We start from the raw sequence: 25070 nt of genomic DNA on the forward strand, positions 1-25070 counted from the left end.
TTCGAGTTATTCGGTTTCGTCGGGGAAAGGCGCGGCTTTCCCGGAGTTTTTCAGCGGCGGCATCTGCGCTTTCCATTCGCGCAGCCGGTCAGACAGCAATGCGGAAAGGGCTTTCACCTTTGCGGGGTTGGCGGCGGAAAGATCGTTCGATTCGCGAAGATCGGCTTCGATGTCGTACAATTCCTTTTTTCCGTCGCGCATGTTGTAGATCATTTTCCAGCGGCCCTGGCGCACGGCGGATTTGTAATTGATCCCCGGCCCGTCCTGCGGCTGCCATTTGTTCGGAAAATGCCACACCAGTGTTCGCGTGGAGTCGGCGGAACGGGGGTTTTGCAGTACGTTCACGAAACTCTTTCCGTCTACCGGCTGCACCGTTTTATACTGCCGAACGCCGGCCATGGCGAGTATCGTCGGGAAAAAATCTTCGATCATCACATATTGCTTCGTCATCGATCCGGCTTGGGTCACGCCCGGCCATTTCACGATCATCGGCTCGCGGATGCCGCCTTCGTACATAGACCCTTTCCCGGCTTTCAGGGGCAGGTTTTGCGTATGCGAAGGACCGCCGCGCGGGGGCGAATAGCTGAGGCCGCCGTTGTCGCTCATAAAAATAATCACCGTTTGCTTGTCGATGTTCTTTTTCCGGAGATAATCCATGATATCGCCCAAACTTTTGTCCATTCCTTCCAACAGCGACGCATATCGCGCCTCGATCGTATCCAGCCCGGCGTCGAGGTAACGCTGCAGGAAACGCTTATCGCCCTGGATGGGGTCGTGAACGGCGTAATGGCCGAGGTGGAGGAAGAAAGGCTGTTTGGTTTTGACGGGCGTTTCGATGGATTTGATCGCTTCCACCGTGAGGGCTTCCGTGAGGAAAGTTTCCGTGCCCCAATATTCCTCGAGGTCCGGAACGGCCTGTGCGCTCGCTTTGCCGGGGAGGTTCCCGTAATTTTCCCTACCCTGGTAACTCTGCGGATGCCCCGCCGCATGGCCGCCCACATTCACGGTAAAACCAAAGTTATACGGATTGGCGCCGGGCGTGCCCTGCGAGCCCCAGTGCGCTTTGCCGATGTGCACCGTGAAATATCCCGCATCGCGGAGCAGCTGCGGCAACGGTGTGGCATACACGGAACCGGGAATCCCCGCCACAGGGCTGCAACCGTTGATGTTCCAGTCCAGCGGCCCGAACTGATCGTCTGGCCGGTCCGTCGGCCGGTCTTTCACCGGCGATGTCCAGTTGGTGACACGGTGCCGCGCGGCGTTCATGCCGGTCATGAGGCTTACGCGCGTGGGCGTGCATACCGGCGTGGCGTATGCCTGGGAGAATTTCATCCCGTCGGCCGCCAGCCTTTCCATATTCGGTGTGTGGTAACGTTTATTCAGCGGATAAGTGCTGTCGCCCAAAGGGAGCGACGTATCCATCCAGCCCATATCATCGACGAGGAATACGATGATGTTCGGCCGTTGTTGCGCCTGCGCCATCGCCGGGAGCAGCAGTCCGGCGAGGAGGGTGATATTCAATAGTTTCATGGTTCGTTCTTAAGGATTCGCTATCTCATACATACAATATCTGTCCGCGGGATGTCTGGCACCAGCGGATTTCCGTCCACCAATATAATCCCTGTTCCCGCAATTTTCCTCATTTTCTGCCGCATTCATCTGCCGACAAAAAAAGCGGACCCTTCCGGATCCGCCTTCATCATATTTCAAATGATTGATTATCAGGTATTAAGACCGCCGCAAACGCTCAAGGTCTGGCCGGTTACGTAGGCGCTCATGTCGGAAGCGAGGAAGAGGCAAACGTTGGCGATATCTTCGGTGGAGCCGAATTTACCCAGGGGAATTTTGTCGAGGTAAGCTTTGGCGCCTTCGCCGTCTTTCAGGTAATGGGTCATATCGGTTTCGATGAAGCCCGGTGCCACGGAGTTTACGCGAACGTTGCGGCTGCCCAGCTCCTGCGCGATGGATTTCGAGAAACCGATGATCCCTGCTTTGGAAGCCGCGTAGCTGCTCTGGCCCGCGTTGCCTTTGATACCGATGATGGAGCTCATGTTGATGATGCTGCCTTTTTTGGCTTTCATCATCGGGCGCACCACCAGCTTCGTCATATTGAATACGCTTTTCAGGTTTACGTCCATCACCTCGTCCCACTGCTCGGGGCTCATGCGGAGGATCAGGTTGTCTTTGGATATACCGGCGTTGTTCACGCAAATATCAACAGTGCCGAACTCTTTCACCACATCGTTTACCAGCGCTTCGCATTCTTCGAACACGCCGGCGTTGCTTTTGTATGCTTTTGCTTTCACGCCGAGCGCCTGCAGCTTGGCTTCGAGCGCTTTGGCTTTTTCATCGGAGCTTACATACGTAAAGGCGACATGTGCGCCCTGTTCGGCGAACTTCAGCGCGATCGCTTCACCGATCCCACGGCTGGCACCTGTAACGATGGCTACTTTGTTGTCCAGTAATTTCATTGTAACTGTGTAGTTTTAACTTTAGTCTGATGATGAGTGAAGGTATTGAAAATTACACCTTTCCCTATTGTTTTTCAATAAACCGGAGAATTTCTTCCAGCACATTCCTTTCGTTGTTGAGGCGTGGCACTTTGTGCTGTCCGCCCAGTTTGCCCTTGCTTTTCAGCCATTCCGTGAAGGTCCCCGGCTTGAGGGCGTGCATCGTGGGCCGGCGCAGCGCCATGTCTTTATGCCGTTTGGCTTCGTAATCGGAATTGATGGTTTTAAGGGAGCGGTCGAGGATGTCGATAAACGCGTCGAGGCTTTCGGGCTGCTGCTCGAACTCGACGAGCCATTCGTGCCCACCGCAATCGCCGTCACTGAAATAGATCGGCGCAGCCGTATAATCGTTCACCACGGCGCCTGTTGCGGCGGCCGCTTCGGCGATGGCCTTGTCCGAATTGTCGACGATCAGTTCTTCCCCGAATGCATTGATAAAAGACTTCGTGCGCCCGCTCACCCTGATGCGGTAGGGCGCGAGGGATACGAACTGCACGGTATCGCCCACCAGGTAGCGCCAGAGGCCGCCATTGGTGCTGATCACGAGCGCATAGTTCTTGCCCAGTTCCACTTCGTGCAGCTGCAGGGTGTGAGGGAATTCCTTTCCCAGCTCTTCCATCGGCATGAATTCGTAGAAAATGCCATGCTGGAGGAACAGGAGCAGCCCTTCCTGCCCGATCACGTCCTGCGCGGCGAAGAAGCCCTCCGAAGCGTTGTACGATTCCAGGTAGCTCATATCCGGCTTGCGGATGAGTTTTTTGAACTGCTCGCGGTACGGTGTGAAGCTCACGCCGCCATGCATGTACACTTCCAGGTTCGGCCATACGTCGGCCAGGTTGTCTGTCCCGGTCAGCTCGAAGATCCGTTTGATGAGCACGATCGTCCAGGTTGGTACCCCGGCGATGTTGGTGACATTTTCGTGGATCACGGTGCTGGCCATCCGTTCGATCTTTTCTTCCCATTCGTCCATAAGGGCGATGGAGAGGTCGGGCGTGCGGAGGAGGTTGCCGTAAAAGGGCATATTCTGGAGCATAACGGCGCTCAGGTCGCCGTAATAGCTGTCGGAATCGGGGGAAAGTTTGTTGACCTGGTGGCTGCCGCCGATCACGAGCGATTTGCCGGTGAGCACGTCGGAGTCCGGGTAATTGTTGTAATAGAGCGAGAACACGTCGCGGCCGGAGCGGTAATGGCATTCGTCGAGGCTTTCGACGGATACGGGGATGAATTTGCTTTTATCGGCGGTGGTCCCGGAGGATTTGGCGAACCATTTGATGGGCGTGTTCCAGATGACGTTCTGTTCTCCTTCCATGACGCGCTGGATGTAGGGCTTCATGGTTTCGTAGGAATGAACGGGCACTCTTTGCTTGAACTCTTCGACTTTATATATTTTGGAGAATCCGTACTGTTTGCCGAACTCGGTGTACTGCGCGGCGCTCAGCAGGCTCTGGAAGACCTGCTGCTGAACCTGCAGGGGGTACTGCATAAAGTGCTCTATGCGCCCCATCCGTAGTCTGGCCAATTGCGACAGGGCTGGACTTAATATCTTCATACCGGTTTATAGCAGGGTTTTGTTATAGGTTATTCTACTTGTTTTGCTGCTTCGTCGAGGTAATCTTTCCTTCGGAGCACGAAATTCTGGCCAAGATACACTTTTCTTACCTGTTCATCTTCCGCGAGTTCTTCGGCAGACCCGGCTTTGAGGATTTTGCCTTCGAAAAGGAGGTATGCGCGGTCGGTGATGGAAAGTGTTTCCTGTACGTTGTGATCGGTGATCAGGATGCCGATGTTGCGGTATTTGAGTTTGGCCACGATGCCCTGGATATCTTCCACGGCGATGGGGTCGATGCCGGCGAAGGGCTCATCGAGGAGGATGAACTTGGGGTCTACGGCCAGCGCCCTTGCGATCTCGGTACGGCGCCGCTCGCCGCCGGAAAGAACATCACCGGGGCTTTTGCGGACGTGCTGGAGGCGGAACTCGCTGAGGAGGCTTTCCAGTTTCTCTTTCTGCTGCGCCCGGGTCAGCTTCGTCATTTCCAGGACGGCGGAAATATTGTCTTCCACGCTGAGCTTGCGGAAAACGCTGGCTTCCTGCGGCAGGTACCCGATGCCCATCTGGGCCCGTTTGTACATGGGCAGTTTGGTAATGTTCAGATCGTTGAGGAATACCTCGCCCTCGTCCGGCTTGATCAAACCCACTACCATATAGAAAGTAGTGGTCTTGCCCGCACCGTTGGGGCCCAGCAGCCCTACGATCTCGCCCTGCGTCACCTCCACGGAAACGTGGTTCACCACCGTTCTGCTGCGGTAGCGTTTCACCAATTGCTGGGTATGTATCCTTAATGCCATAGTTAGAATCTCGGCAAAAATAATAAAATCAGCGAATGGACAAGGGTTTTACGCCAATCAGATGAAGGATTTTAACCATTTATTGGCTATTAGCTATTTATTGGGGGATATATTATTTTTGCGGGGCTTCAAAAAAGCAAAGACCAACAATGAAAGTCACCGAACATATCGCCCAGGCGAAAGACACCCTGATCTCCTTCGAGATCCTGCCGCCGCTGAAAGGGAAAAGCATCGACTCCATCTGGGACCACCTGGACCCGCTGATGGAGTTCAAGCCGGCATATATCAATGTCACTTACCATCGCAGCGAGCATATGTTCAAGAAGCGGGCGGACGGGAGTTTCGACAAGGTAGAGATCCGCAAGCGCCCCGGCACCGTGGGCATCTGCGCCGCGCTCATGAACCATTATAAGGTAGACGCCGTGCCCCACCTCATCTGCGGCGGCTTCTCCAAGGAAGAGACGGAAAACGCCCTGATCGACCTGAACTTCCTCGGGATCGACAATGTGCTCGTGCTCCGGGGAGACGCGCCCAAGAACGAAACCTTCTTCGAAGCCCATCCCAACGGCCACCGCTACGCCCTCGAACTGCTCGAGCAGGTGGTTCAGATGAATAATGGCATGTACCTCGAAGAAGACCTCCAGGGAGGCATCAAAACCAAATTCTGCATCGGCGTGGCCGGCTATCCCGAAAAACATTTCGAAGCCCCCAACCTGCAGACCGACATGAACTACCTGAAGAAAAAAGTAGACGGCGGGGCCGATTATATCGTTACCCAGATGTTCTTCGACAATAAAAAATTCTTCGATTTCGTGGCCAAATGCCGCGAAAACGGCATCAATGTGCCCATCATCCCCGGTCTCAAGCCCCTCACCTCCAAAAAACAACTGACCGTGCTCCCGCGCATCTTCCACGTGGATATGCCCGACGAGTTCGCCAACGAGGTGGTGAAATGCAAAACCGATAAGGACGTAGAACTGGTAGGCACCGAATGGCTCATCCAGCAGTCGAAAGAACTGAAGGCCGCCGGCATCCCCGTGCTGCATTATTACACGCTCGGCAAACCCAAAGTGGTACAGGCGGTGGTTTCGGCCATCCAGTAAAAATGGAAAAACCATTGCGTGGATACGCAATGGCTGTGTTTCCCTATAACTGTCACACCTTTGTTTAGAAAACTTATTGGTGATGTATTGCTTGGTATTATGACGCCTGCCATTCACCTTACCCCTACCCGGGGATAAAAAATAAAAGAGGAGGGACCACCGCACGGTGGTTCCTCCTCTTTTTATCTGGTATCGATAATCCCTTAATAATCTTCCCGGTTGAACAGGAAACCCACGCTAAGCCCCACGTACTGGTTGCGGCTACGGGTAAAACCACTGCGGTCCACATCTTTCATCCCGATATTGCAGTTGGCCGCGATGGTCAGCGAGCTGAAAAACTCGTACCCTACGGAAAAATGCGCACCGGCGTCCCAACGGTTCATCCGGATAACGTCCACATCGTCCCCGCCACCCGAAAACCGTATTTTCCGGTATTCATGGCTCTGCACCTCCCCGTCGCGCGTGATCTGGTAAGTGTACCTGCCGCTGAGGCCATAACCCAGGTAGGGGCCCAGCCCGCCGGTGAGGTAACCTTTTCCTACGGGCAATTTATACACAATGTTCAACGGTAATTCAAGATAATTCAGTTCCATCCGCCGGCCTTTGGAAACCAGCGTCCCCGGAACATCGGGTTTCAGCCAGGGCTGATCGCGAATGGTAGCGCCTTTCCGGATGTAGCGGAAATACGGCTGCAGGTAAATCCTGTTCGCTAACGGGATGTTCAGCATCAGGTCGGCATGCCAGCCATAGAGCGGGTCCATGTAACCTTTGCCGATAATGTCGGCGGCATCTCCGCTGAATTCAATGTTGGATGCGTTCATCCCTCCTCTCACGCCTATACTAACCTGTCCAAATACAACGGGGGTTACATACATGAGCATGCACACGATTAAAGCTCTCTTCATGGATATAGTTTTAGGGGGCCCGACGATCCTAAGGCTGGCATAATCGAAAAAATTGGAGCGTAATTCGGTTAGGGGTCCTATAATCGTCGTCTACTGTCCTTTGTAATGCGGTCGCAAGCTACTACAAAGAAGATTGAGTTTCATTGTATAAACATCCGTAATAACCAATTGTTAACTTAAATTCCCGTTTTCGTGTCCCAAAGCGCCGTTTTAGCCGCTGAACCGTTGATAGTGAATGCATAGGCGACAAAAAAAGCCAGGCATGGATCCGGTCCACGCCTGACTTTTCAAATATTGAGTGTTGCGATGAAAGCTCCGTTTAACGGCCCGCGAACTTGTAACCTACGGTCACGCCGAAGGAAGTGTTGCGGCGGGAATTGTCGCTGTTACCGTTCTGCTGGATATTCACCAGGCCCAGGTCTGCATACAGCCCGAAGTTCAGGCCCTGGGGCAATTCGTACCCGAACTGGAGGTTGGCACCCGCGTCGAAGCGCTTGATGTCATTGTCCCAGTCGATGTCGCGGCTGCCCGTGATGCCAAATGCCTGACCTTCCAGTTTACCACCCAGGCCCATAGCGAAGTAAGGGCCGGCACCGAGATACAGGTTACCCGATCCTACTTCCGGCTTGAACATGAAGTTGACAGGCAGCTGCAGGTAGTGGATGCGCATCTTACCCTCGAAATTCCCGTTCTTCTCCTTACCGCCCTTGCCGGAATACAGCAGGCTCGGCTGGATAACAAATTCGTCGGCCAGCGGAAGATCTACCGTTACACCGCCACGAAGACCGGTCAATAAATCGCTGGTTTCCTTGTTGCCGTTCAATTTATACGTCTGGCTGGAAAACTGCGGTCCTGCCACCACCCCGAATTTAACCTGGGCAAATGTGGCGCCTGCCATCAGCATGGCTGCAACGGACAAGAGAACTTTTTTCATGATATGTTTTTGTTGTTTTAGGAAAATGTTGCTTTACGGATGTAAGTGTTGACTAATAAACTGCCATCCCGATCAAATTGTTTACTTGCTGCGGCCGAGCATATAGCCGACGGAAAAGCTCCAGACCCGGTTTTTACCCTTATCGTCGGAACTGTTGTCTGTCCCGGAAAGGATTTTACCGAAGCCGAGGCCGTACTGGGCAGACAGCAGGAAATTCTTGTATTCGATACCGGCGAGGAGGTTACCGCCATAGTCGAACCGTTTGAATTTGTCGTATCCCTTGTTGGGGTCGCCGTCGTTGAACGGGGTATCGTCGTCCCACTTGATATTGCTTTCGCCGGAAGTTTTGATACCGGCCACGGTGGCTTCCCATTTGTTTTTACCGCCTACACCGAATGCCGCATACGGGCCGGCGCCGAGGAAAACGCGGGTGTCTTGCCCAACGGGGATTTTACCTACGAAGTTTACGGGAACTTCTATGTAACGGGGGCCGGTCGTTGTTTTGAAGTAGTTGAGGCCGTCAGACTCGCCACGTTCGAGTTTTGTGCCCTTGCCGGTGTAAAATACGCCCGGCTGCAAAGAGAGGACGGGAGAAAGCGGAAGGTCCGCGATCGCGCCGATGTGGAATGAATTCAGGGAACGGCTTTTATCGACCGAACCGCTGTTTGCGTCTGAAACGTTTGCCACGTTCCAACCGCCTTTTACACCTACTCTTACCTGGGCCATTGCAGCAACCGACATGCCGATCGCTACACACGTTAACATCATCTTTTTCGTCATAACCATTAGTTTTGGTGATGACAGGTAAATTCCAAAGAACGTGCCAAAGCCTGCGAATGCCGTTCCAACTTTTTGAAAATCAACACCATATGGTCTACTGCTTTCGTTTATCGCCTCCCGTCTCCCGTTTCAGAAAATCATCTAATTGGGATACTCCGAGGCGTTTGGCCAGGATTTTTTTCCGCTCATCGAGCAGGTAGACAACCGGTGTGGCATATACGTCGTAGAATTTACGGTAGTTGGTTTTGTATTCGGGGTCCCAGGCGTGGACCCAACCGGTCATTTTGTTGTCGCGGATGAATTTGGTCCATTCTTCTCGCGTGCCGTCTGTCCGCACCCCCAGCATCGTAACCCCTTTATCTTTCCAGCTGGCCTTCCAGGCGGAGTCGAGCTTCGGCACTTCGGTGACGCAGTGGCCGCAGGTGGGGTCCCAGAAAACGATCACGGTGTATTTGGATTTGATGTCGTACAGGCTGGTTTTCCGCGCGGAAGTGTCCTTCAATTCCAGCGGCGCCGCCTGTTGCCCGATGAGGTTCGGTGCGATGGTATAGGCGCGGCTGATGATCTTGTCGCGCAGCTCGTCGCTCAGCCAGAACGCTTCCCCGGTCACGTAATATTTTTCCACGAGGTGAACGAAAACCGCGTCCATCCCCATGACCGGGCTCGTTTCATAGGTATGTGTCAGCCACCATACCACAAACTTGAAAGATTCCTTGTCTTTCCGTGTTTTGGCGACGATTTTGTCTGCCTCCAGGATCACGGAATCGGGCACTGGCGCCACGAGCTGCTTGAAATAGCGATCGAGGCGGGCTTCGAGGATGGGCGTGCGCACGAGGCGCCCGTCTCCCAGGTCCACATCGTCCCAATAATGTCCTTTATAATAGAAATACGGATAGGTGGAATCGGCCGTTCCGTCGGCGCGCCGGGGAACGGGGGTATCTGCGGTTCGCGCATGGCTTTGAAAATAGCGGCCAGCAGCGACGCGGGATGTTTCGAAATGACGTTGGCCCGGTAATCCTGGAGCTGCTTCCCGAAGGCGTCTGACAGGGGGCGGAGCGCCGCGGAGTCTGCCGCGGTGCGGGCGGCCGAGGCTTTGGCCTGCAGCTCGCGGCTATTCTGGAGGATGAATTTGTTGTAGTCGGAGAACATGGCATTGTCCGGGCTGCCGGTAAAAACCGTGTTGGCCAGGAGGTCGGCCGTGTCTGCCTGGATGGAGAACTGCTGCTTTTTATCGAGTAAAATCTCGAAATACTTTTGCTTTCCGGGCAATACGATGAGGTAAATGCCGCCGGGAAGGGCTTCCTTGCCCTGGAGCACGGCGGTGCCCTGATCGTTGATCTTCGCAGAATCCATTACATAAGTGGTTTTGCCCATATAATGGCCGAGGTACAAGGTGCCCGATGGCAGGTTCCGGAAACTGACGGTGATCTGGTAGCCCTGCGCATGAAGGGATAAAGTGCTGCAAAGGCAGCCGAGCAGGAGAGTTAGCAGTTTTTGCATAGGAGGAATAAAAGTAAATAAAACCGTCCTACCTTTGCACCCGTGAGGAAAAAAATGTAGTACTTGAAAATGTGCCCGTAACCGGCTATGCCGCGGAAGGCAAAGCCCTTGCCCGGGTAGACGGCAAGGTGATCTTCATCGAGGGCGGTGTGGTGCCCGGCGATGTGGTGGACGTAAGGCTGTCGAAAAGCAAAAAAGACTGGGCCGAAGGCAAAGCCACCCACATCCGGAGCTATTCCGATCAACGAACGGAGCCTTTCTGTGAACATTTCGGCATTTGCGGAGGTTGTAAATGGCAGATGTTGCCCTACGATCAGCAAATGGCTTACAAACAGCAACAGGTGGAAGACAATCTCAAACGCATCGGCCACCTCGAATTCCCGCCCCTGGAACCGATCCTGGGCGCGGAACACATCCGCCGTTACCGGAACAAGCTGGAATTCACCTTTTCCAACAAGGCGTACCTGACCGATGCGGAAATGCCGGCCAAAGGGGAAGAAATCCCCCGCCGCAACGCCATCGGCTTCCATATTCCGCGCCTTTTCGATAAAGTGCTGGATATCAAGACCTGCCACCTCATGGAAGAACCGGCGAACCTTATCAAGAACACCATCCGGGCTTATGCCGAAAAGCATGACCTGTCTTATTACGACATCCGCCAGCAAACCGGATGGCTGCGCAACCTCGTACTGCGCATCTGCTCCACCGGCGAAGTAATGGCCAACCTCGTGGTCCATCATGAAGACGAAGCCCTGAAAGGCCTCCTCGATCACCTGCTGGAACAGGTTCCCGCCATCACCACCCTGCTTTACACCATCAACCCGAAGAAAAACGACAGTATCTTCGATCTCGAGCCGAAAACCTGGTTTGGCAAAGGATATGTGGAAGAGAAACTGGAGGATTTTACCTTCAAGATCGGGCCGAAATCGTTTTTCCAGACCAATACGTTCCAGGGCGAAGCCCTGTATAAAGTGACGCGCGAATTTGCGGGACTGACCGGTAAGGAAACGGTGTACGATTTGTACTGCGGTACCGGCAGCATCGGGATTTTCGTGTCGCGGCAGGCGGGCAAGGTAGTGGGCATCGAGCTCATCCCCGAAGCCATCGCCGATGCGAAAGAGAATGCGGCCATGAATAACGTGACGAATGCGGAATTTTTCGCGGGAGATGTGATCGACATTGCCGACGATGCGTTTTTTGCCGCCCATGGCGCGCCGGACGTGATCATTACCGACCCTCCGCGCGCAGGCATGCACGAAAAACTGACGGCCAAACTGCTCGAAGTAGCGGCGCCGCGCATCGTATACGTATCCTGCAACCCCGCCACGCAAGCGCGCGACCTCGCCCTGCTGGCCGAAAAATATACCATCGAACGGGTGAGACCGGTAGATATGTTCCCGCACACCCACCACATCGAGAACGTAGTGCTGCTGCAGCGCAGATATTAATATTGCAGCGTGAAGAGGTAACAGAGATTGACAGTAACCATCACGAATAAGTAACGGTCATGAGTGAGATGAGACCCGGAAAATTCCAGTATTTACCACTGGTCATCAAGTATTTGTTAATCATCAACGTCGTTGTCTGGCTGGCCCAGGTGGCGCTGTTGCAGATGTACGGCTTCAAGCTGAGCGATTATCTCGGGCTGCGGTATTGGGGGAGCGAATACTTCCGGCCGCACCAGTTCATCACCCATCTTTTCCTGCACGACGAAAGCAATTTCCTCCATGTTTTCTCGAACATGTTCGCCCTCTGGATGTTCGGCTCCACGCTCGAAAACCGCTGGGGGCCGAAGCGTTTCCTGAATTTCTATCTCATTTGCGGCCTCGGCGCGGCGCTTTGCCATGAATCCGTGCTCACGTATGAGAACATGCAGCTCTCCAAACTCGCACAGGCATTTTACGATCATCCGACGCTCGATAATTTCCGGGTTATCGTCGACAAATACGGGATCGACGAGATGCAGAGCTTCGTGGATGCATGGCAGCGGCTGCCCGCAGATTCAGACCAACTGGTCTGGCAAACCAAACATTTCGTGTCCGTTTTCGTGGAACAAATCAAAAATATTCCCACGGTAGGGGCATCCGGTGCGGTTTTTGGGGTATTGCTGGCTTTCGGGTACCTGTACCCCAACCAACAACTGTTCATCATTCCCATTCCTTTCCCGATCCGGGTTAAATATTTCATCGGCGGGTACATCCTGTGGGAATTGTATGTCGGTTTCAAGAACCAGGCGGGGGATAACGTAGCGCATTTCGCGCACCTGGGCGGTGCGCTTTTCGCCTACATCCTGCTGAAGATATGGGGCGAGCGAAGCGATCCCCGCAGTTAAAAACCTTTTAAAATCGTATTTTTGCATACAAACACCAGTGCCATGGAAGTAGCAGAAAAAGAGCGGACCCCGGGCCTGTCCCTCGGAGAAGAAAAGAACATGGTAACCCAGCTTCTGCTAGTGAACATTACCGTATTCATCCTCCTGTACTTCATCAAGATCATTTTCTTCATGGAAGGGTACCAGGAGCCGCATTTCGTTCGTGATATCATGACCAACACCATGGTGTCTGCCTCACCGGGGACCCTGCTTGTCAAGCCGTGGACCCTGCTCACGGCGATGTTCGCGCATCTCGAATTCTGGGATATTTTCAGCAATATGGTCTGGCTCTTTGTGTTCGGCACCATCCTGCAACAACGCGCCGGATACAAACAGATACCCGTCGTTTACGTGCTCGGCAGCTTCGCCGGATACGCCACTTATATGGCCGCCGTTAATTTACTGCCCGGCGTTTTCCCGCCCGTAACCGCAGGTTCCGGCATCATGGGCGCGCACGCCGGCGTGATGGCCATGGCCGCCGGTATCACCTTCCTTTCTCCGGGGCTCCGCGTGTTCCCTCAGCTCTGGCGCGGCGGGGTGCCCGTATGGATCTTCTTCGGGATTTTCCTCGTGGTGCACATCGCTTCCGTGTCGCTGGGAGATGGCAGCATGACCAACCTGGCTTATATGGCCGGAGGCGCCATCGCCGGCGCTGTTATCGCATTGGCGCTGCGGAACGGCAGCCGCTTCGGCGACAGATCTTTCGACCTCTTCTACAACATCACCCATATTTTCGATCCAAAAAAAGTTGAGCCGCAAAGCTGAGGAAAGCGCCACTTTCCCCGAGCCGCCTTCCCGCACCACGCCCCTGCCCTACGTAAAAGTGGGCCAGGTCCCGGAACACCGCATCAACGAAATCCTCGACAAGATCAACGATCAGGGCATGGAAAGCCTCTCGCCCGAAGATCGCGAAATCCTCATCCGCGCCAGCCGCGACGAAGAATAACACGGATTTTACAGAAAATGCGCGGCAGCTTTATTATTTTAGCTGTTCAACATCCCATGCCCCATCGCCTGTTATGAAGTTATCCCGACTCCTCAACATTCGCATTGCGACTTACGTCATTTCACTGATGCTTGTTGCCTCCGCCTGGCTGCCGCTCCTCAGGCCGAGAAATTATATGCCCTTTGGCTTCGCCGGCCTCGCATTTCCCGTTCTCTGGGTCATCGTTATCATATTGATGGCCGTGTTGTGGAAAAAGCAACGCCCGTACTGGCGCATCCCGCTGCTGGCGCTGGTTTTGTCTATCCGCGGCATCATCCCCTATTTCGCATTCGGCGGCATCCGGGGCGATGTGGACGCCTCCGCGAAATCGTTCACCATCATGACCTTCAACTCCTCCAGCATGGGGTTGAAAAATTATAAAACCGACTCGCCCATCGTCCGCAAAATCGATGAAGTACTCCGCGAAGCTTCGCCAGACATCCTTTGCATGGAGGAGTTTTACACCAATTCCCGGCCCGACCGCGACCGGCACCTCCAGCGCATCCGCGAAGCCGGCAATTATCCTTACCATTACTTCGCCCCGCATTTCGTGAACTGGAAAACCTGGCATTACGGCACCATCGTCTTTTCCCGCTTCCCCATTATCGACTCCGCCCGCGTCCCGTTCAAAGGTGGTTATGGCCGCGATGAAGACCTGCTGCGGCTGCGGCTCCTCGTGCATGGCGATACGGTAGGCCTGCTGGTGGCGCACTTCGCGTCGTACCAGCTCAACAGCGACCAGTACAATTTCCGCAGGGCCATCCTGCCCTTCAGCGGGAGAAGGCTCACCAAAAGGCTCATCGCCCATCAGGCCAATATCCTGAAAGATGAAATGGAAAAAATACCAGAACCGGTCATCGTGACGGGCGATTTCAACGACGTTCCCCTGTCTTACACCTACCACACGGTTCGCGGCAACCGGCTGCAGGACGCCTGGCTGGAACGGGGATTCGGGCTGGGGAGGACTTTCTCCTCCATCTCGCCCACCTTGCGGATCGATTACGTGCTGCCCGACGAGCGATTCCAGGTGGAAGATGTGAAAGTATACCGGAGCCGCCTGCTGCAACATTTTCCCCTTTCAGCGCGTTTATCTTTGCGCCGGTAAAGCGGGCCCGTCACACAATAAAGAGAATTTGCATACGAAACCGGCTGTTCCACAACCTGGCATTACATTTATTAACGTATTGTCAATTAATGATTTAAATTTATAGCAGCCAAACATTTGACCTGTTGAAATTTTTACGACTTTTTACAAAAGGGTTTTTCCTGACGGTGAACATCCTTGTTGTTGTTTTTTTCCTTCTTGCCTGCCTGGTCCCCTTCATTTCCCCGGTACGGTTTTGGCCGATCAGTTTCCTGACCCTCGGGTTTCCTTTTCTGCTGGCCATCCTGGGGCTTTTTCTCATTTTCTGGCTCATCTTTCATCCCAAATACGCGCTCATCCCGCTGGTAGCGATATTGCTCGGCTGGAAGTCGGTTTCCTCCTTCGTGGCGATCCGCTGGCCGCAGAACTGGGATACGGCCGACCGGCCAGACGGGAGTTTTAATGTCATGAGCTTCAACGTGGCGCTGTTCGGGCTGTATAGCACGAAGAACAGCAAGCCCGTACGCGATTCCATTTTCAGGCTGATAGCGCGGTATGAACCGGATGTGCTGTGCCTGCAGGATTTTTATACTTCCGAAAAAAAGAACGATTTCAATAACCGGGAAGATATTTCGCGGGAACTGGATATGCCCCACCGTTTCTTTTCGAGCGATTTCAACCGGAACGGCACCCAGCACTGGGGGAGCATCATCTTCTCGAAATTCCCCATCATCCTTTCCGACAAAGTGAAATTATCGAGCGGGCCGCTGGGCGAAAGCCTCATTTTCGCAGACATCGTTAAGGGCGACGACACGGTCCGCGTCATCAACATGCACCTCGAATCTTTCCGGTTCAACAAGGAAGATTACCAGTCTATCAACAAGGTGAAAGCCCAGAAAGACACGGGGCTCGTGGCCACGCGCGGCATCCTCTACAAAATGCGCGACGCGTACGTCCGCCGCAGCCGCCAGGCCGTGATCGTAGCCGATTTCATCCGGACGAGCCCGCACCCCGTGGTGGTTTGCGGCGATTTCAACGACACCCCGGCCAGTTATACCTATTATACCATCCGCGGCAACCTGCAAGACGCGTTCCTGCAAAAAGGCAGCGGTGTCGGCAGAACTTTCTCCGGCATTTCGCCCACCCTGCGCATCGATTACATCTTCGCAGACCCCACGTTTACCGTCCACGGCTTCCGCACCATCCCCACCGACCTCAGCGACCATTACCCCGTGATCACGAATTTGCGGTTCGGGGAGGATGAATAAGCTTCATAAGTTTGTCTTCGGCTTTTGGCTAAAAAATTCGAAATTAGGGTGATAAAATGCGAAATTCGCCCCTCGAACCTTTTGATATGTCAGAACAGCTTAAACTACACAATACCCTAAGCCGACAAAAAGAAGTATTCACACCGTTGTATCCCGGTCACGTGGGCATGTACGTGTGCGGACCCACCGTTTCGGGGAGTCCCACCTCGGCCATGCACGCCCGTTCATCACGTTCGACGTGCTGTACCGGTACCTCCTGCACCTGGGCTACAGAGTGAGATACGTCCGCAATATCACCGACGCCGGGCACTTTGAGGAAGAAGGAAGGGACGCGGAAGACAAGATCGCCAAAGGCGCGCTCCTGGAAAAACTGGAGCCCATGGAACTGGTGCAGAAATACACCAACCTCTTCCACTGGGCCATGGAACAGTTCAACAACCTCCAGCCCAGCATCGAGCCCACCGCCACCGGCCACATCGTGGAACAGATCGAAATGATCAAAAAGATCATTGACGACGGGTTCGCATACGAAGCCAACGGCTCCGTGTACTTCGACGTCAAGAAATATTCCGAACAACATCATTACGGTATCCTCAGCGGCCGCGTCATCGAAGACCAGCTGGAAACCACCCGCGAACTGGATAACCAGGACGAAAAGCGGAACAAGGTCGACTTCGCCCTGTGGAAAAAAGCACCGCCCGAGCACCTCATGCGCTGGCCCAGCCCCTGGGGCGACGGCTTCCCCGGATGGCACATCGAGTGCTCCGCCATGAGCGGCAAATACCTCGGCAAACAGTTCGATATTCACGGCGGCGGGATGGACCTCCAGTTCCCGCACCACGAATGCGAAATCGCCCAGAGCACCGTTGCACATGGAGACATGATGGCCCGCTATTGGGTCCATAACAACATGATCACCATCAACGGGAAAAAGATGGGCAAAAGCTACGGCAACGTCATCCGCCTCACAGACCTCTTCGCCGGCACGCACCCGCTGCTGGAAAAGGCTTACAGCCCCATGACCATCCGTTTCTTCATCCTCCAGACCCATTACCGCTCCACGCTCGACTTCTCCAACGAAGCCCTGCAGGCCGCGGAAAAAGGGCTGGCGCGCCTCTGGTCTGCCTTTGAAACGCTTCAGAAACTGGAATACGCCGGCAACGGAAGCCCCATCAACGATGAGCTGGATAAACAAGTGCGTGAATTCTGCGACGATTGCGCCGCCGCCATGAGCGACGATATCAGCACCGCCCGCGTGCTCGCCAATCTCTTCGAACTGGCGCCCATCGTAAATTCGCTCCGCGGCGGACAGATAAAAATGCACGAGCTCAGCGAATCCACGTTCGCCTTGCTCAAAACCACCTGGCAAACGTTCCTGGTAGACATCCTCGGCATGCGCTCCGAAGAAACCGCCGACACCGGCAAGCTCGACGGCGTGCTCCAGCTGCTGATCGACATCCGGAAAGAAGCCAAGGGCCGCAAGGATTACGCCACGTCAGACAAAATCCGGAACCAGCTCCAGGCCATCGGCATCCAGCTGAAAGACGAAAAAGACGGGACCGTTTCCTACGCCATCGATTAACCGACATCAACATGACACCGCACGAAGTTTACATTCAACATCTTCGTAAGGATAAAAAACTGCAAAAGATCGTCTCCGCCCCGCTGGAAGTACTGCCGGTGCGGAAAAACATCGCGCTGAAGCTTGTGGGCTCTATCATGAGCCAACAGTTGTCGGTCCGCGTGGCGGAGGTGATCTACGGCAGATTCCTGGCGCTTTACGGTGGTAAGGAACCCAAGCCCCAACAAATCCTCGATACGCCGCCCGAAACCCTCCGCGCCATCGGGCTTTCCAACGCCAAAGTCTCCTACGTCCACAACGTGGCCCGCTTCGTGATCGAAGAAAAACTGACCGACGCCCGCCTCCACAAAATGAGCGACGACGAAGTGATCGCCTACCTCACCCGCATCAAGGGCGTGGGCCGGTGGACCGTCGAAATGCTGCTCATGTTCTACCTCGGCCGGGAAGACATCTTTTCTCCCGACGATCTCGGCATCCAGCAAGCCATGACCCGGCTGTACAAGCTCGACCACTCCGACAAAAAGCTGCACCGCGCACGGTTGCTGGAACTGTCCGCCAAATGGGCGCCCTACCGTTCACACGCGTGCCGGTACCTCTGGGCCTGGAAGGATGGTGAATAAAAAATTGAAAATCAAGGGAAAACGTACGAAGTAATGTACGTCGTATCCGTCGGGCTTTCCAGCTGGATGAGCCCTACCCCTTTTGCGTAGAAATTCGTGAATATTTCCTGTGCGGGATAGACCGGGGGAACGGAAGCTTCCGTCCTGACGCCGATCACATCGTCGAAAGTCTGCCCCTGTTTCGTTGTTTTGGGCGCTCCTTTTTGGATGATGGTGTGCGTAACGGTGACGTTGACCTTCCCGAGAATGGGAATATCGACGAGTACGGATTCCGTCCACGACCCGCCGGGCGGCAGGTTATCGCGGAGGTAAACAGTGTGGAATTTATCTGCCTGCGCACCGGGGATGTCCGAAAAATCGGCCATGGTTTCATATTCACCGCCACCGCAGCGGAAAAGGGATTTATCGCCCATGTCCACATCTTCGAGCACACGCCAGGGCTGGCCACTGATCATGGAATCGCCTTTTACGAGGAGCGTGTAGCGCAGCGTATCGGTAGACCCGTCTACCATATTATAGGAAAACGTAGCGCCTGTGAAGTAGGGCGCATAATCGCAGGTTGTACCCTTAATAGGCGTTTCCTTGCTTTTTTCCTTTGTGCAGGCCGAGAAGGCCAATACGGCCACAGCCAGTAAGAGTCTCGCTTTCATGAATATGCAGTGTCAGGACTAAGTTACCGGATATTTTCTAAACTTTATTATGTCCATCTTACACTTATTTAGAAAATATTTAAAGAAAAACTTGATAACTTAACTCCCGAAATCTGAATCGAACCCGTTAATCTATTTATTGAACGAAACCCGACACGTTATGCGAAACTTTCCACGTTACGGCTGTGCCATACTTTTGGCCATGCCATCAACTTTCCGGGAGGCCAGTCCGCCTCCGCGTTTTTCCCGACAAGCAGCCAGACCCGTTTGCGTGTAGCCCGATTTGTTGCCCGGTTGTATGATATGGAATTATTAACAGTGAATTATTGCATCGGTAATTAGAAGGATCTGAATCGAGCCAGTTGCCATTTTTTTGAACAACCTAAACAGAACAATTATGCTAAACATTCCACGTTGTGGCAAAGCCATGCCCATGGCTATGCTTCAGGCTTCCCACTACATTTCGACTATTGGTTGATACGACACAGTGAATATATCATTGACGAATTGCATCGGTAATTATTGAATCGATACCCGTTACTATTTTTTTGAACGAAACCTAACACGTTACAGTTATGCGAAGAATTCCACGTTATGGCGGAGCCATGCTCATGGCTGTGCTCGCCGTCTTTTCAGGAGACATGCCCGTCTCCCACGCCCAATCTGTCCAGCAAACTACCCAGCAAACGGTCAGGGGAAAAATCAGGGATGGCAAGAACGTCTCCCTCCCCGGTGTAACGGTAGTATTGAAAGGCACTACCAAAGGGACAGTTACAGATGAAAAAGGGAACTTCACGCTGACCGGCGTGGAGCCCAATTCCGTGCTCGTGATCCAGTTTATCGGGTACGAAACCCAGGAGCATCCGCTCAACGGCGCCACCTCCGTCACCATCACCCTCAAGGAAACGGAAAGTCAGCTCGACGAGTACGTGGTAACCGGGTATGGCGTCACTAAGAAAGTGACCAAAACCGGTTCGGTGAGCACGGTGAAGGGGGAAGAAATCAAGCAGGCGCCCACGGTGAACGTATCTAACGCGCTGGTGGGCCGCGTTTCCGGGCTGATGGCCCTCAACAACAGCGGTGAGCCCGGCTACGACGGTTCCCGCATCCTCATTCGCGGCCGAAGCACCTTCAACAACTCCGACCCGCTCGTGGTGATCGACGGAATTCCCCGCGACGGGTTCCAGCGGCTCAACCCGAACGACATCGAGAACATTTCGGTGCTCAAAGACGCATCCGCCGCCATCTTCGGCTCCCGCGCGGCCAACGGCGTTATCCTCATCACCACCAAGCGCGGTAAAACGGGCAAGCCTACACTGAGTTACAGCTTCAACCAGGCCTTCACCCAACCCACGCGCATTCCCGAAATGGCCGACGCGCCTACGTATGCCAAAATCGTGAATGAAATCAACGTGAACGCCGGCGGAGCGGCGCCCTTCACCGAGCAGGACATCCAGAAGTTCGCTTCCGGCTCCGACCCCTGGACGCATCCCAACACCGATTGGGTCGGCGAAGTGGTGAAGCCCCTTAGCAGCCAGAACCGTCACGATCTCTCGCTGCGCGGCGGGTCAGACAAGTTCATTTACTTCGTTTCCCTCGGAACGCTTTTCCAGGACGGGATTTTCAAGGAAAGCGCCACCAAATACCGGCAGCATAATGTCCGCATCAACCTCGACGCGAACGTCAACAAATACTTCACCGTTCGCCTCGACGTGGCTGGCCGGCTCGAAGACAGGAACTTCCCGCCCAGGAGCGCCGGTTCCATCTTCCGCGCACTCCTCCGCGGACGGCCCACCGAAGCCGCCGTCTGGCCCAACGGACTGCCCGGCCCCGACATCGAGTACGGTGATAACCCCGTGGTAACCAGCACCAACGCCATCGGGTATCAGAAAGACAAAACCTACATCCTCAACAGCAACCTCGGCGCGGTGCTTTACATCCCGCAGGTGGAAGGCCTCTTCCTCGACGCCAATTTCGCGCTGGACCAGTCTTTCAACTTCAACAAACGCTTCATCAAGCCCTGGACGCTGTATTCCTTCAACGGTTTCGATCAAAACGGCCAGCCGAAAGTGTCTGGCTCCAACCGCGGCGTGTCTGCCCCCGAGCTGGAGGAATGGTTCAACCAGGGCCAGAACATTACGCTGAACGGTAAGATCAACTATATCCGCGCATTCGGCAAACACAACGTGGGCGGCCTTGTGGCCATAGAACGCAGCGAGCAGCGCGGCGATGCGGCCTGGCTGAGGAGGAAATATTATCTCTCCGGTTCCGTTGACCAGATCAACGCCGGCTCCAACGACGAGAAAGACAACAGCGGCAGCGGGTTCGAATACGCCCGCCTGAACTATTTCGGCCGTTTCTCGTACAATTACTCGGAAAAATACCTGTTCGATTTCAACTGGCGGTACGATGGATCGCAGAATTTCCCCGAAGGCCGCCGGTTCGGCTTCTTCCCCGGCGTTTCGGCCGGTTGGGTGCTGAGCAGCGAACCGTTCTGGAAATCGACGTTCGGTTCCACGATGGATTATTTCAAGATCCGCGCGTCTTACGGACAAATGGGGAACGATCTCATCAAGGCATTCCAGTACGTACAGACTTACAACATCATCGCCAACGGGCCCGTTTTCGGCGGCACGCCCAACAGCGCCATCAACCCGTCTACCATTCCCAACCCGTTCATCACCTGGGAGCGGTCCAACAACACCGACATCGCGTTGGAAACGAAGCTGTTCAATGGTTTGATCGGGCTGGAAGCGGAGTTCTTCTTCACACACCGTAAAGACATCCTCGCGCCCCGCCAGGCTTCCATCCCGCTGTATACCGGCATGACGCTGCCGGATGAAAATATTGGCGAAGTGAAGAACAAAGGCGTGGATCTCCACATCACCCACAAACGCACCGTGAACAAGTTCACCTACGAAATCGTGGCGAACATTTCCCACGCCAAAAACAAGATCGTGAACTGGGACGAAGCGCCGAACACGCCCGAATGGCAGAAAGTGACCGGCAAACAGATCGGCGCACCGCTCTATTACCGCGCTATCGGCATCTTCCGCGACGCCGATCACGTAAACAGCTATCCACACGTGGGCGGCGCGCGGCCCGGCGACATCATCTTCGAAGACCTGCCCACCAAAGACGGCAAGGGAGACGGGGTGATCAACGACCTCGACCGTATGCGCATCGACCGTTCGGAATACCCGACCTGGAACTACGGGCTGACGCTGGCGGCCAATTATCGCAATTTCGACGTGACGATGCTGTGGCAGGGCGCCACCGGATCGAGCCAGTACATCCGGACGGAATCCGGCCTCATCGGGAACTTCCCCATGAAGATCGCAAACGACCGCTGGACGACCGACAACATCGACGCATCCATGCCGCGGCCGTACGACCGTGACCGTGAGTACTGGGTGAGCCGTCCGAACTCGTTCTGGTTCTGGAACACCGATTATCTGCGGCTGAAGACGGTGGAACTGGGGTACACCATCCCCGAGCGCCTCCGGAAACGCGCGGGCATCGAAGACCTGCGGATTTACGTGAGCGGACAGAACCTCATTACGTTCGACAAGGTGAAGATCTTTGACCCGGAATCTCCCTCCGGCAGCGGACAATTCTATCCGCAAACGCGCATCTTCAACGTTGGCCTGAACCTCACCTTATAAAACAAGCGTCATGAAAAGAACAATTCAACACCTTACATATATGCTTCTTGCGGCGATGACGTTGTTTTCTGCTGCCTGCAACAAAGACATACTGAATAAAAAGCCGCTGAACGATTACAGCGACGAAGACGTCTGGAAAGATCCTCCGCTGGTGGTGGCTTACGTCAACAATCTGTACCTGCAGATGCGGCATGGCTTTAACGAAGTGATGCTCAGTTCGGTATCAGACGAAAGCCGGTTCATCCACAACTATGGTACCCAAACGGCGGTAACCGATGCGCTTTCGCCCGACGACCTCGGCGCGTTCAACGACAGGTACGGCGAGTGGGAGAAATATTACCGCGCCATCCGTAACTGCAATATTTTCTTCGAGATGATCGGGAAAGTGCCGTTTACGGACGAAGCCCAGCGGCAGCGGCTCATCGGGGAAGTGCATTATCTCCGCGCATTCTTTTATCACACCCTCGTGCGATATTGGGGCGGCGTTCCACTGGTGAAGAAACCATATTCGCTCGAAAACCGGGATGAAATGCTCATCGCCCGCGGATCGTTCGAGGAATGCGTGAATTTCATCGTGGAAGATTGCGACAAGGCCGCAGGCATCCTCCCGCCGAAGCACGAACAGCCCGGCCGTGCCACCAAATATGCCGCCATGGCCCTGAAATCCCGCATCCTCACGTTCGCCGCCAGCGACCTGTTCAACCAGCCGAACATTCCGGCCGACCAGGCTTACCGCGGATATGTGAACGCTACCCCGGCCACGCAGGACCAACGCTACCAGAAAGCCCTCGACGCTGCCAAAGCGATCATCGACCTGAATGTTTTCTCCATCTACAAACCCACGTCCAACCCCACCGACAACTATACCCGCGTGTTTTTGGACAAGGATAATTCGGAGATCATTTTCGCGCGGTATTTCAACCGCCAGTTCCAAGGCACTTCGCACGATCTGTACAACGGGCCGAACGGGTACCACAACTGGGGCGGCAACGTTCCCCTGGAAAACTTCGTGTCCGGTTTCCAGATGGCAGACGGTTCCGAGTTCAGCTGGGCCAATCCCGCGCATGCGGCAAACCCTTACGCAAACCGTGATCCGCGCTTCTACGCAACGATTTTGTATAACGGCGCGAAATGGAAGAAACGCCCGGCCGATGCCATCGCCCTCGATCCTGTCGGCGAAATCCAGACCGGTAAATTCGAAAAGAAAAATGCGCAGGGCGCGATCGTTGTGCAAAACGGCCTCGACACGCGCGCCAGTGCGATCGAGAACTGGAACGGCACCTACACCGGGTATTACATCCGCAAGTTCATGGACCTTACGCTCGACGCGCAATTCTTCCGGGGCGACCAGGCCTGGCCATGGTTCCGTTATTCCGAGATTTTGCTGAACGCGGCCGAGGCGCTGATTGAGCTGAACAGGTTCGACGAAGCGCGCCCGCTGATCAATCAAATCCGCACCCGTGGCGGGATGCCGGCTTTGGCCAATACGGTTGCCGGCGATGCGCTCCGGGATGCGATGCGCTACGAGCGCCGCTACGATCTTTCGTTCGAAGATCACCGCTACTACGACGCCCGCCGCTGGATGATCGCCAAAACCGTGTTCACCGGCCCTGCAAACGGGATCGAGATCTTCGGGAAACTGAACCCCGACGGCACCACTTATACCTGGACGTACAAAGTGGTGAACAGCGGGCAAGACCGCGTCTTCTCCGACAAGCATTACTTCGTCCCCATCATGGCGGCGGAGATCCGGAGGAACGATAAAATCAAACAAAACCCCGGTTATAATTAACAAGCCGTTATCAATTAAAAGACAATAGCGAACGAACGCCGCCGGCCGGAGAGGCCAGGCGGCGTTCGTGTATTTAGTACGCTATCCTTACGAAAAAAATTCCCCCGTTTTGATTTTTGAATAGGGTTTAATCGTACTTTCGTCTTCCTGATTAACAGACGATTAACAACTTTAGCGCGTCAGCAGCTTACAGACAGTTCCGATACCCCGTTCCAAAACAATCTACCGTTCGAGCAATTTACCAAGACAATTACCTATTGATAACAAAAAGTCAACGATCTGCTCACATTTACTTAATGCCCGCTTAATGATGGCTTAACGACAAGGCTGGACCTTTGTGATGTCAAAAACAACGACAATTACGAAGCCAGAGAAAGTTAACTATTAAAATATCCAAGAAATGAAAAAGACATTTGTTGCAGCTCCAAAACGATTTATCACGGCAGTTTTGCTGATCATCGGCATCTCGATGCAAACCCTCGCGCAGGAAAGCACTTTCGCCTACGCCGCTGAGCCGGCCAACCGCGAAACCCGCGCAGAGAAAGCCCCTGAAGACGCCAACTATATGGTGAAAAGAGGATGCAAGATCGACATCGCACAGGAAGGCGTACGCGGCCTGAAATTCATCGTGCAGATCGACAATCCCATGCAAGACAAACTGACCCTTTACATCAAAGACGGGAACAACAATACGCTTCACAAAGAAGCGCTCGACCTGAATTCATCCCGGTTTGTTGGCCGCTACAACCTCGAGAAGCTGGAAGACGGCGACTATACCTTTGAAATCAGAAATGGAAAAAATAAACTGGAAAAATCCGTTGTTATCAAAACGCAGTACATGGTAAACCGCGCCGTGTCTGTCGAATAATAACCCTCCGGCTCTTCCAGCCCCATGTTCCCCACAGGCAGCCCGTGACCCCGCTCACCGGCTGCCTGTTTCGTTAACACCAAAAACAACGGGGCCGGCGTAATTGC

22 protein-coding genes are annotated in these 25070 nt (G+C 54.2%); 12 read left to right on the forward strand and 10 right to left on the reverse strand.

Annotated elements, in window-relative coordinates; all coding sequences use genetic code 11:
- Positions 1–6 precede the first annotated feature (6 nt).
- The 4 genes from WJU22_RS03980 to lptB form a co-directional block, all read right to left on the reverse strand.
- Positions 7–1530: a sulfatase gene (locus tag WJU22_RS03980; protein WP_341841979.1), complete on the reverse strand. Its 1524-nt coding sequence runs from the start codon at positions 1528–1530 to the stop codon at positions 7–9.
- Positions 1531–1721: 191 nt separating this feature from the next.
- Positions 1722–2471 carry a 3-oxoacyl-[acyl-carrier-protein] reductase gene (fabG, locus tag WJU22_RS03985; protein WP_341841980.1) on the reverse strand — a complete coding sequence of 250 codons (750 nt, stop codon included), beginning with the start codon at positions 2469–2471 and terminating at the stop codon, positions 1722–1724.
- A 64-nt stretch (positions 2472–2535) separates the two neighbouring features.
- Positions 2536–4059 carry a GH3 auxin-responsive promoter family protein gene (locus tag WJU22_RS03990; protein WP_341841981.1) on the reverse strand — a complete coding sequence of 508 codons (1524 nt, stop codon included), beginning with the start codon at positions 4057–4059 and terminating at the stop codon, positions 2536–2538.
- A gap of 29 nt (positions 4060–4088) precedes the next feature.
- Positions 4089–4856, reverse strand: coding sequence for an LPS export ABC transporter ATP-binding protein (gene lptB / locus WJU22_RS03995; RefSeq protein WP_341841982.1), 768 nt, complete (start codon positions 4854–4856; stop codon positions 4089–4091).
- A 149-nt stretch (positions 4857–5005) separates the two neighbouring features.
- On the opposite strand from lptB, the gene metF reads away from it, so the two are divergent.
- A complete protein-coding gene (gene metF / locus WJU22_RS04000; protein ID WP_341841983.1) occupies positions 5006–5959 on the forward strand; it encodes a methylenetetrahydrofolate reductase [NAD(P)H] in 954 nt (317 codons plus the stop codon).
- Positions 5960–6162: 203 nt separating this feature from the next.
- Here metF and WJU22_RS04005 read toward each other — a convergent pair whose 3' ends face one another.
- The 5 genes from WJU22_RS04005 to WJU22_RS04025 all read right to left on the reverse strand — a co-directional run bounded on the left by WJU22_RS04005 (position 6163) and on the right by WJU22_RS04025 (position 10078).
- Positions 6163–6864, reverse strand: coding sequence for a porin family protein (locus WJU22_RS04005; protein WP_341841984.1), 702 nt, complete (start codon positions 6862–6864; stop codon positions 6163–6165).
- A 319-nt stretch (positions 6865–7183) separates the two neighbouring features.
- On the reverse strand, positions 7184–7798 hold the full coding sequence (locus WJU22_RS04010; RefSeq protein WP_341841985.1) for a porin family protein: 615 nt from the start codon (positions 7796–7798) through the stop codon (positions 7184–7186).
- 81 nt (positions 7799–7879) lie between these two features.
- A complete protein-coding gene (locus WJU22_RS04015; RefSeq protein WP_341841986.1) occupies positions 7880–8578 on the reverse strand; it encodes a porin family protein in 699 nt (232 codons plus the stop codon).
- 94 nt (positions 8579–8672) lie between these two features.
- Positions 8673–9434, reverse strand: a complete 762-nt coding sequence (locus WJU22_RS04020; protein ID WP_341841987.1) for a TlpA disulfide reductase family protein — start codon at positions 9432–9434, stop codon at positions 8673–8675.
- Entirely contained in the window at positions 9335–10078 is a 744-nt protein-coding gene (locus tag WJU22_RS04025) for a DUF4369 domain-containing protein (protein ID WP_341841988.1), read from the reverse strand. Before WJU22_RS04025 ends, WJU22_RS04020 begins: the two co-directional genes overlap by 100 nt.
- Positions 10079–10149: 71 nt before the next feature.
- Between WJU22_RS04025 and rlmD the strand changes: the two genes are divergently transcribed.
- The 8 genes from rlmD (at position 10150) to WJU22_RS04065 (ending at position 17988) form a co-directional block, all read left to right on the forward strand.
- On the forward strand, positions 10150–11526 hold the full coding sequence (gene rlmD / locus WJU22_RS04030; RefSeq protein ID WP_341841989.1) for a 23S rRNA (uracil(1939)-C(5))-methyltransferase RlmD: 1377 nt from the start codon (positions 10150–10152) through the stop codon (positions 11524–11526).
- Positions 11527–11585: 59 nt separating this feature from the next.
- Positions 11586–12410: a rhomboid family intramembrane serine protease gene (locus WJU22_RS04035; protein ID WP_341841990.1), complete on the forward strand. Its 825-nt coding sequence runs from the start codon at positions 11586–11588 to the stop codon at positions 12408–12410.
- A 42-nt stretch (positions 12411–12452) separates the two neighbouring features.
- Entirely contained in the window at positions 12453–13214 is a 762-nt protein-coding gene (locus WJU22_RS04040) for a rhomboid family intramembrane serine protease (RefSeq protein WP_341841991.1), read from the forward strand.
- Positions 13198–13395, forward strand: a complete 198-nt coding sequence (locus WJU22_RS04045) for a DUF6576 domain-containing protein (RefSeq protein WP_341841992.1) — start codon at positions 13198–13200, stop codon at positions 13393–13395. The genes WJU22_RS04040 and WJU22_RS04045 overlap by 17 nt, the downstream gene beginning before the upstream one ends.
- A 73-nt stretch (positions 13396–13468) precedes the next feature.
- Positions 13469–14539 carry an endonuclease/exonuclease/phosphatase family protein gene (locus WJU22_RS04050; RefSeq protein ID WP_341841993.1) on the forward strand — a complete coding sequence of 357 codons (1071 nt, stop codon included), beginning with the start codon at positions 13469–13471 and terminating at the stop codon, positions 14537–14539.
- A 125-nt stretch (positions 14540–14664) separates the two neighbouring features.
- Entirely contained in the window at positions 14665–15786 is a 1122-nt protein-coding gene (locus WJU22_RS04055; protein WP_341841994.1) for an endonuclease/exonuclease/phosphatase family protein, read from the forward strand.
- Between the two features lie 175 nt (positions 15787–15961).
- On the forward strand, positions 15962–17368 hold the full coding sequence (gene cysS / locus WJU22_RS04060) for a cysteine--tRNA ligase (RefSeq protein ID WP_341841995.1): 1407 nt from the start codon (positions 15962–15964) through the stop codon (positions 17366–17368).
- A gap of 11 nt (positions 17369–17379) precedes the next feature.
- Positions 17380–17988, forward strand: coding sequence for a DNA-3-methyladenine glycosylase 2 family protein (locus tag WJU22_RS04065; protein ID WP_341841996.1), 609 nt, complete (start codon positions 17380–17382; stop codon positions 17986–17988).
- Positions 17989–17999: 11 nt separating this feature from the next.
- Here the strand turns inward: WJU22_RS04065 and WJU22_RS04070 are convergent, their stop codons facing one another.
- On the reverse strand, positions 18000–18638 hold the full coding sequence (locus tag WJU22_RS04070) for a hypothetical protein (protein ID WP_341841997.1): 639 nt from the start codon (positions 18636–18638) through the stop codon (positions 18000–18002).
- Positions 18639–19213: 575 nt separating this feature from the next.
- On the opposite strand from WJU22_RS04070, the gene WJU22_RS04075 reads away from it, so the two are divergent.
- From WJU22_RS04075 to WJU22_RS04085, 3 genes are all read left to right on the forward strand, one after another.
- Entirely contained in the window at positions 19214–22303 is a 3090-nt protein-coding gene (locus WJU22_RS04075) for a TonB-dependent receptor (protein ID WP_341841998.1), read from the forward strand.
- A 10-nt stretch (positions 22304–22313) separates the two neighbouring features.
- On the forward strand, positions 22314–24095 hold the full coding sequence (locus tag WJU22_RS04080) for a RagB/SusD family nutrient uptake outer membrane protein (protein WP_341841999.1): 1782 nt from the start codon (positions 22314–22316) through the stop codon (positions 24093–24095).
- Between the two features lie 400 nt (positions 24096–24495).
- On the forward strand, positions 24496–24963 hold the full coding sequence (locus WJU22_RS04085) for a hypothetical protein (protein WP_341842000.1): 468 nt from the start codon (positions 24496–24498) through the stop codon (positions 24961–24963).
- The last annotated feature ends 107 nt before the right edge of the window (positions 24964–25070 follow it).

The sequence above is a fragment of the Chitinophaga caseinilytica genome, assembly GCF_038396765.1.
Classification (GTDB): Bacteria; Bacteroidota; Bacteroidia; order Chitinophagales; family Chitinophagaceae; genus Chitinophaga; species Chitinophaga caseinilytica.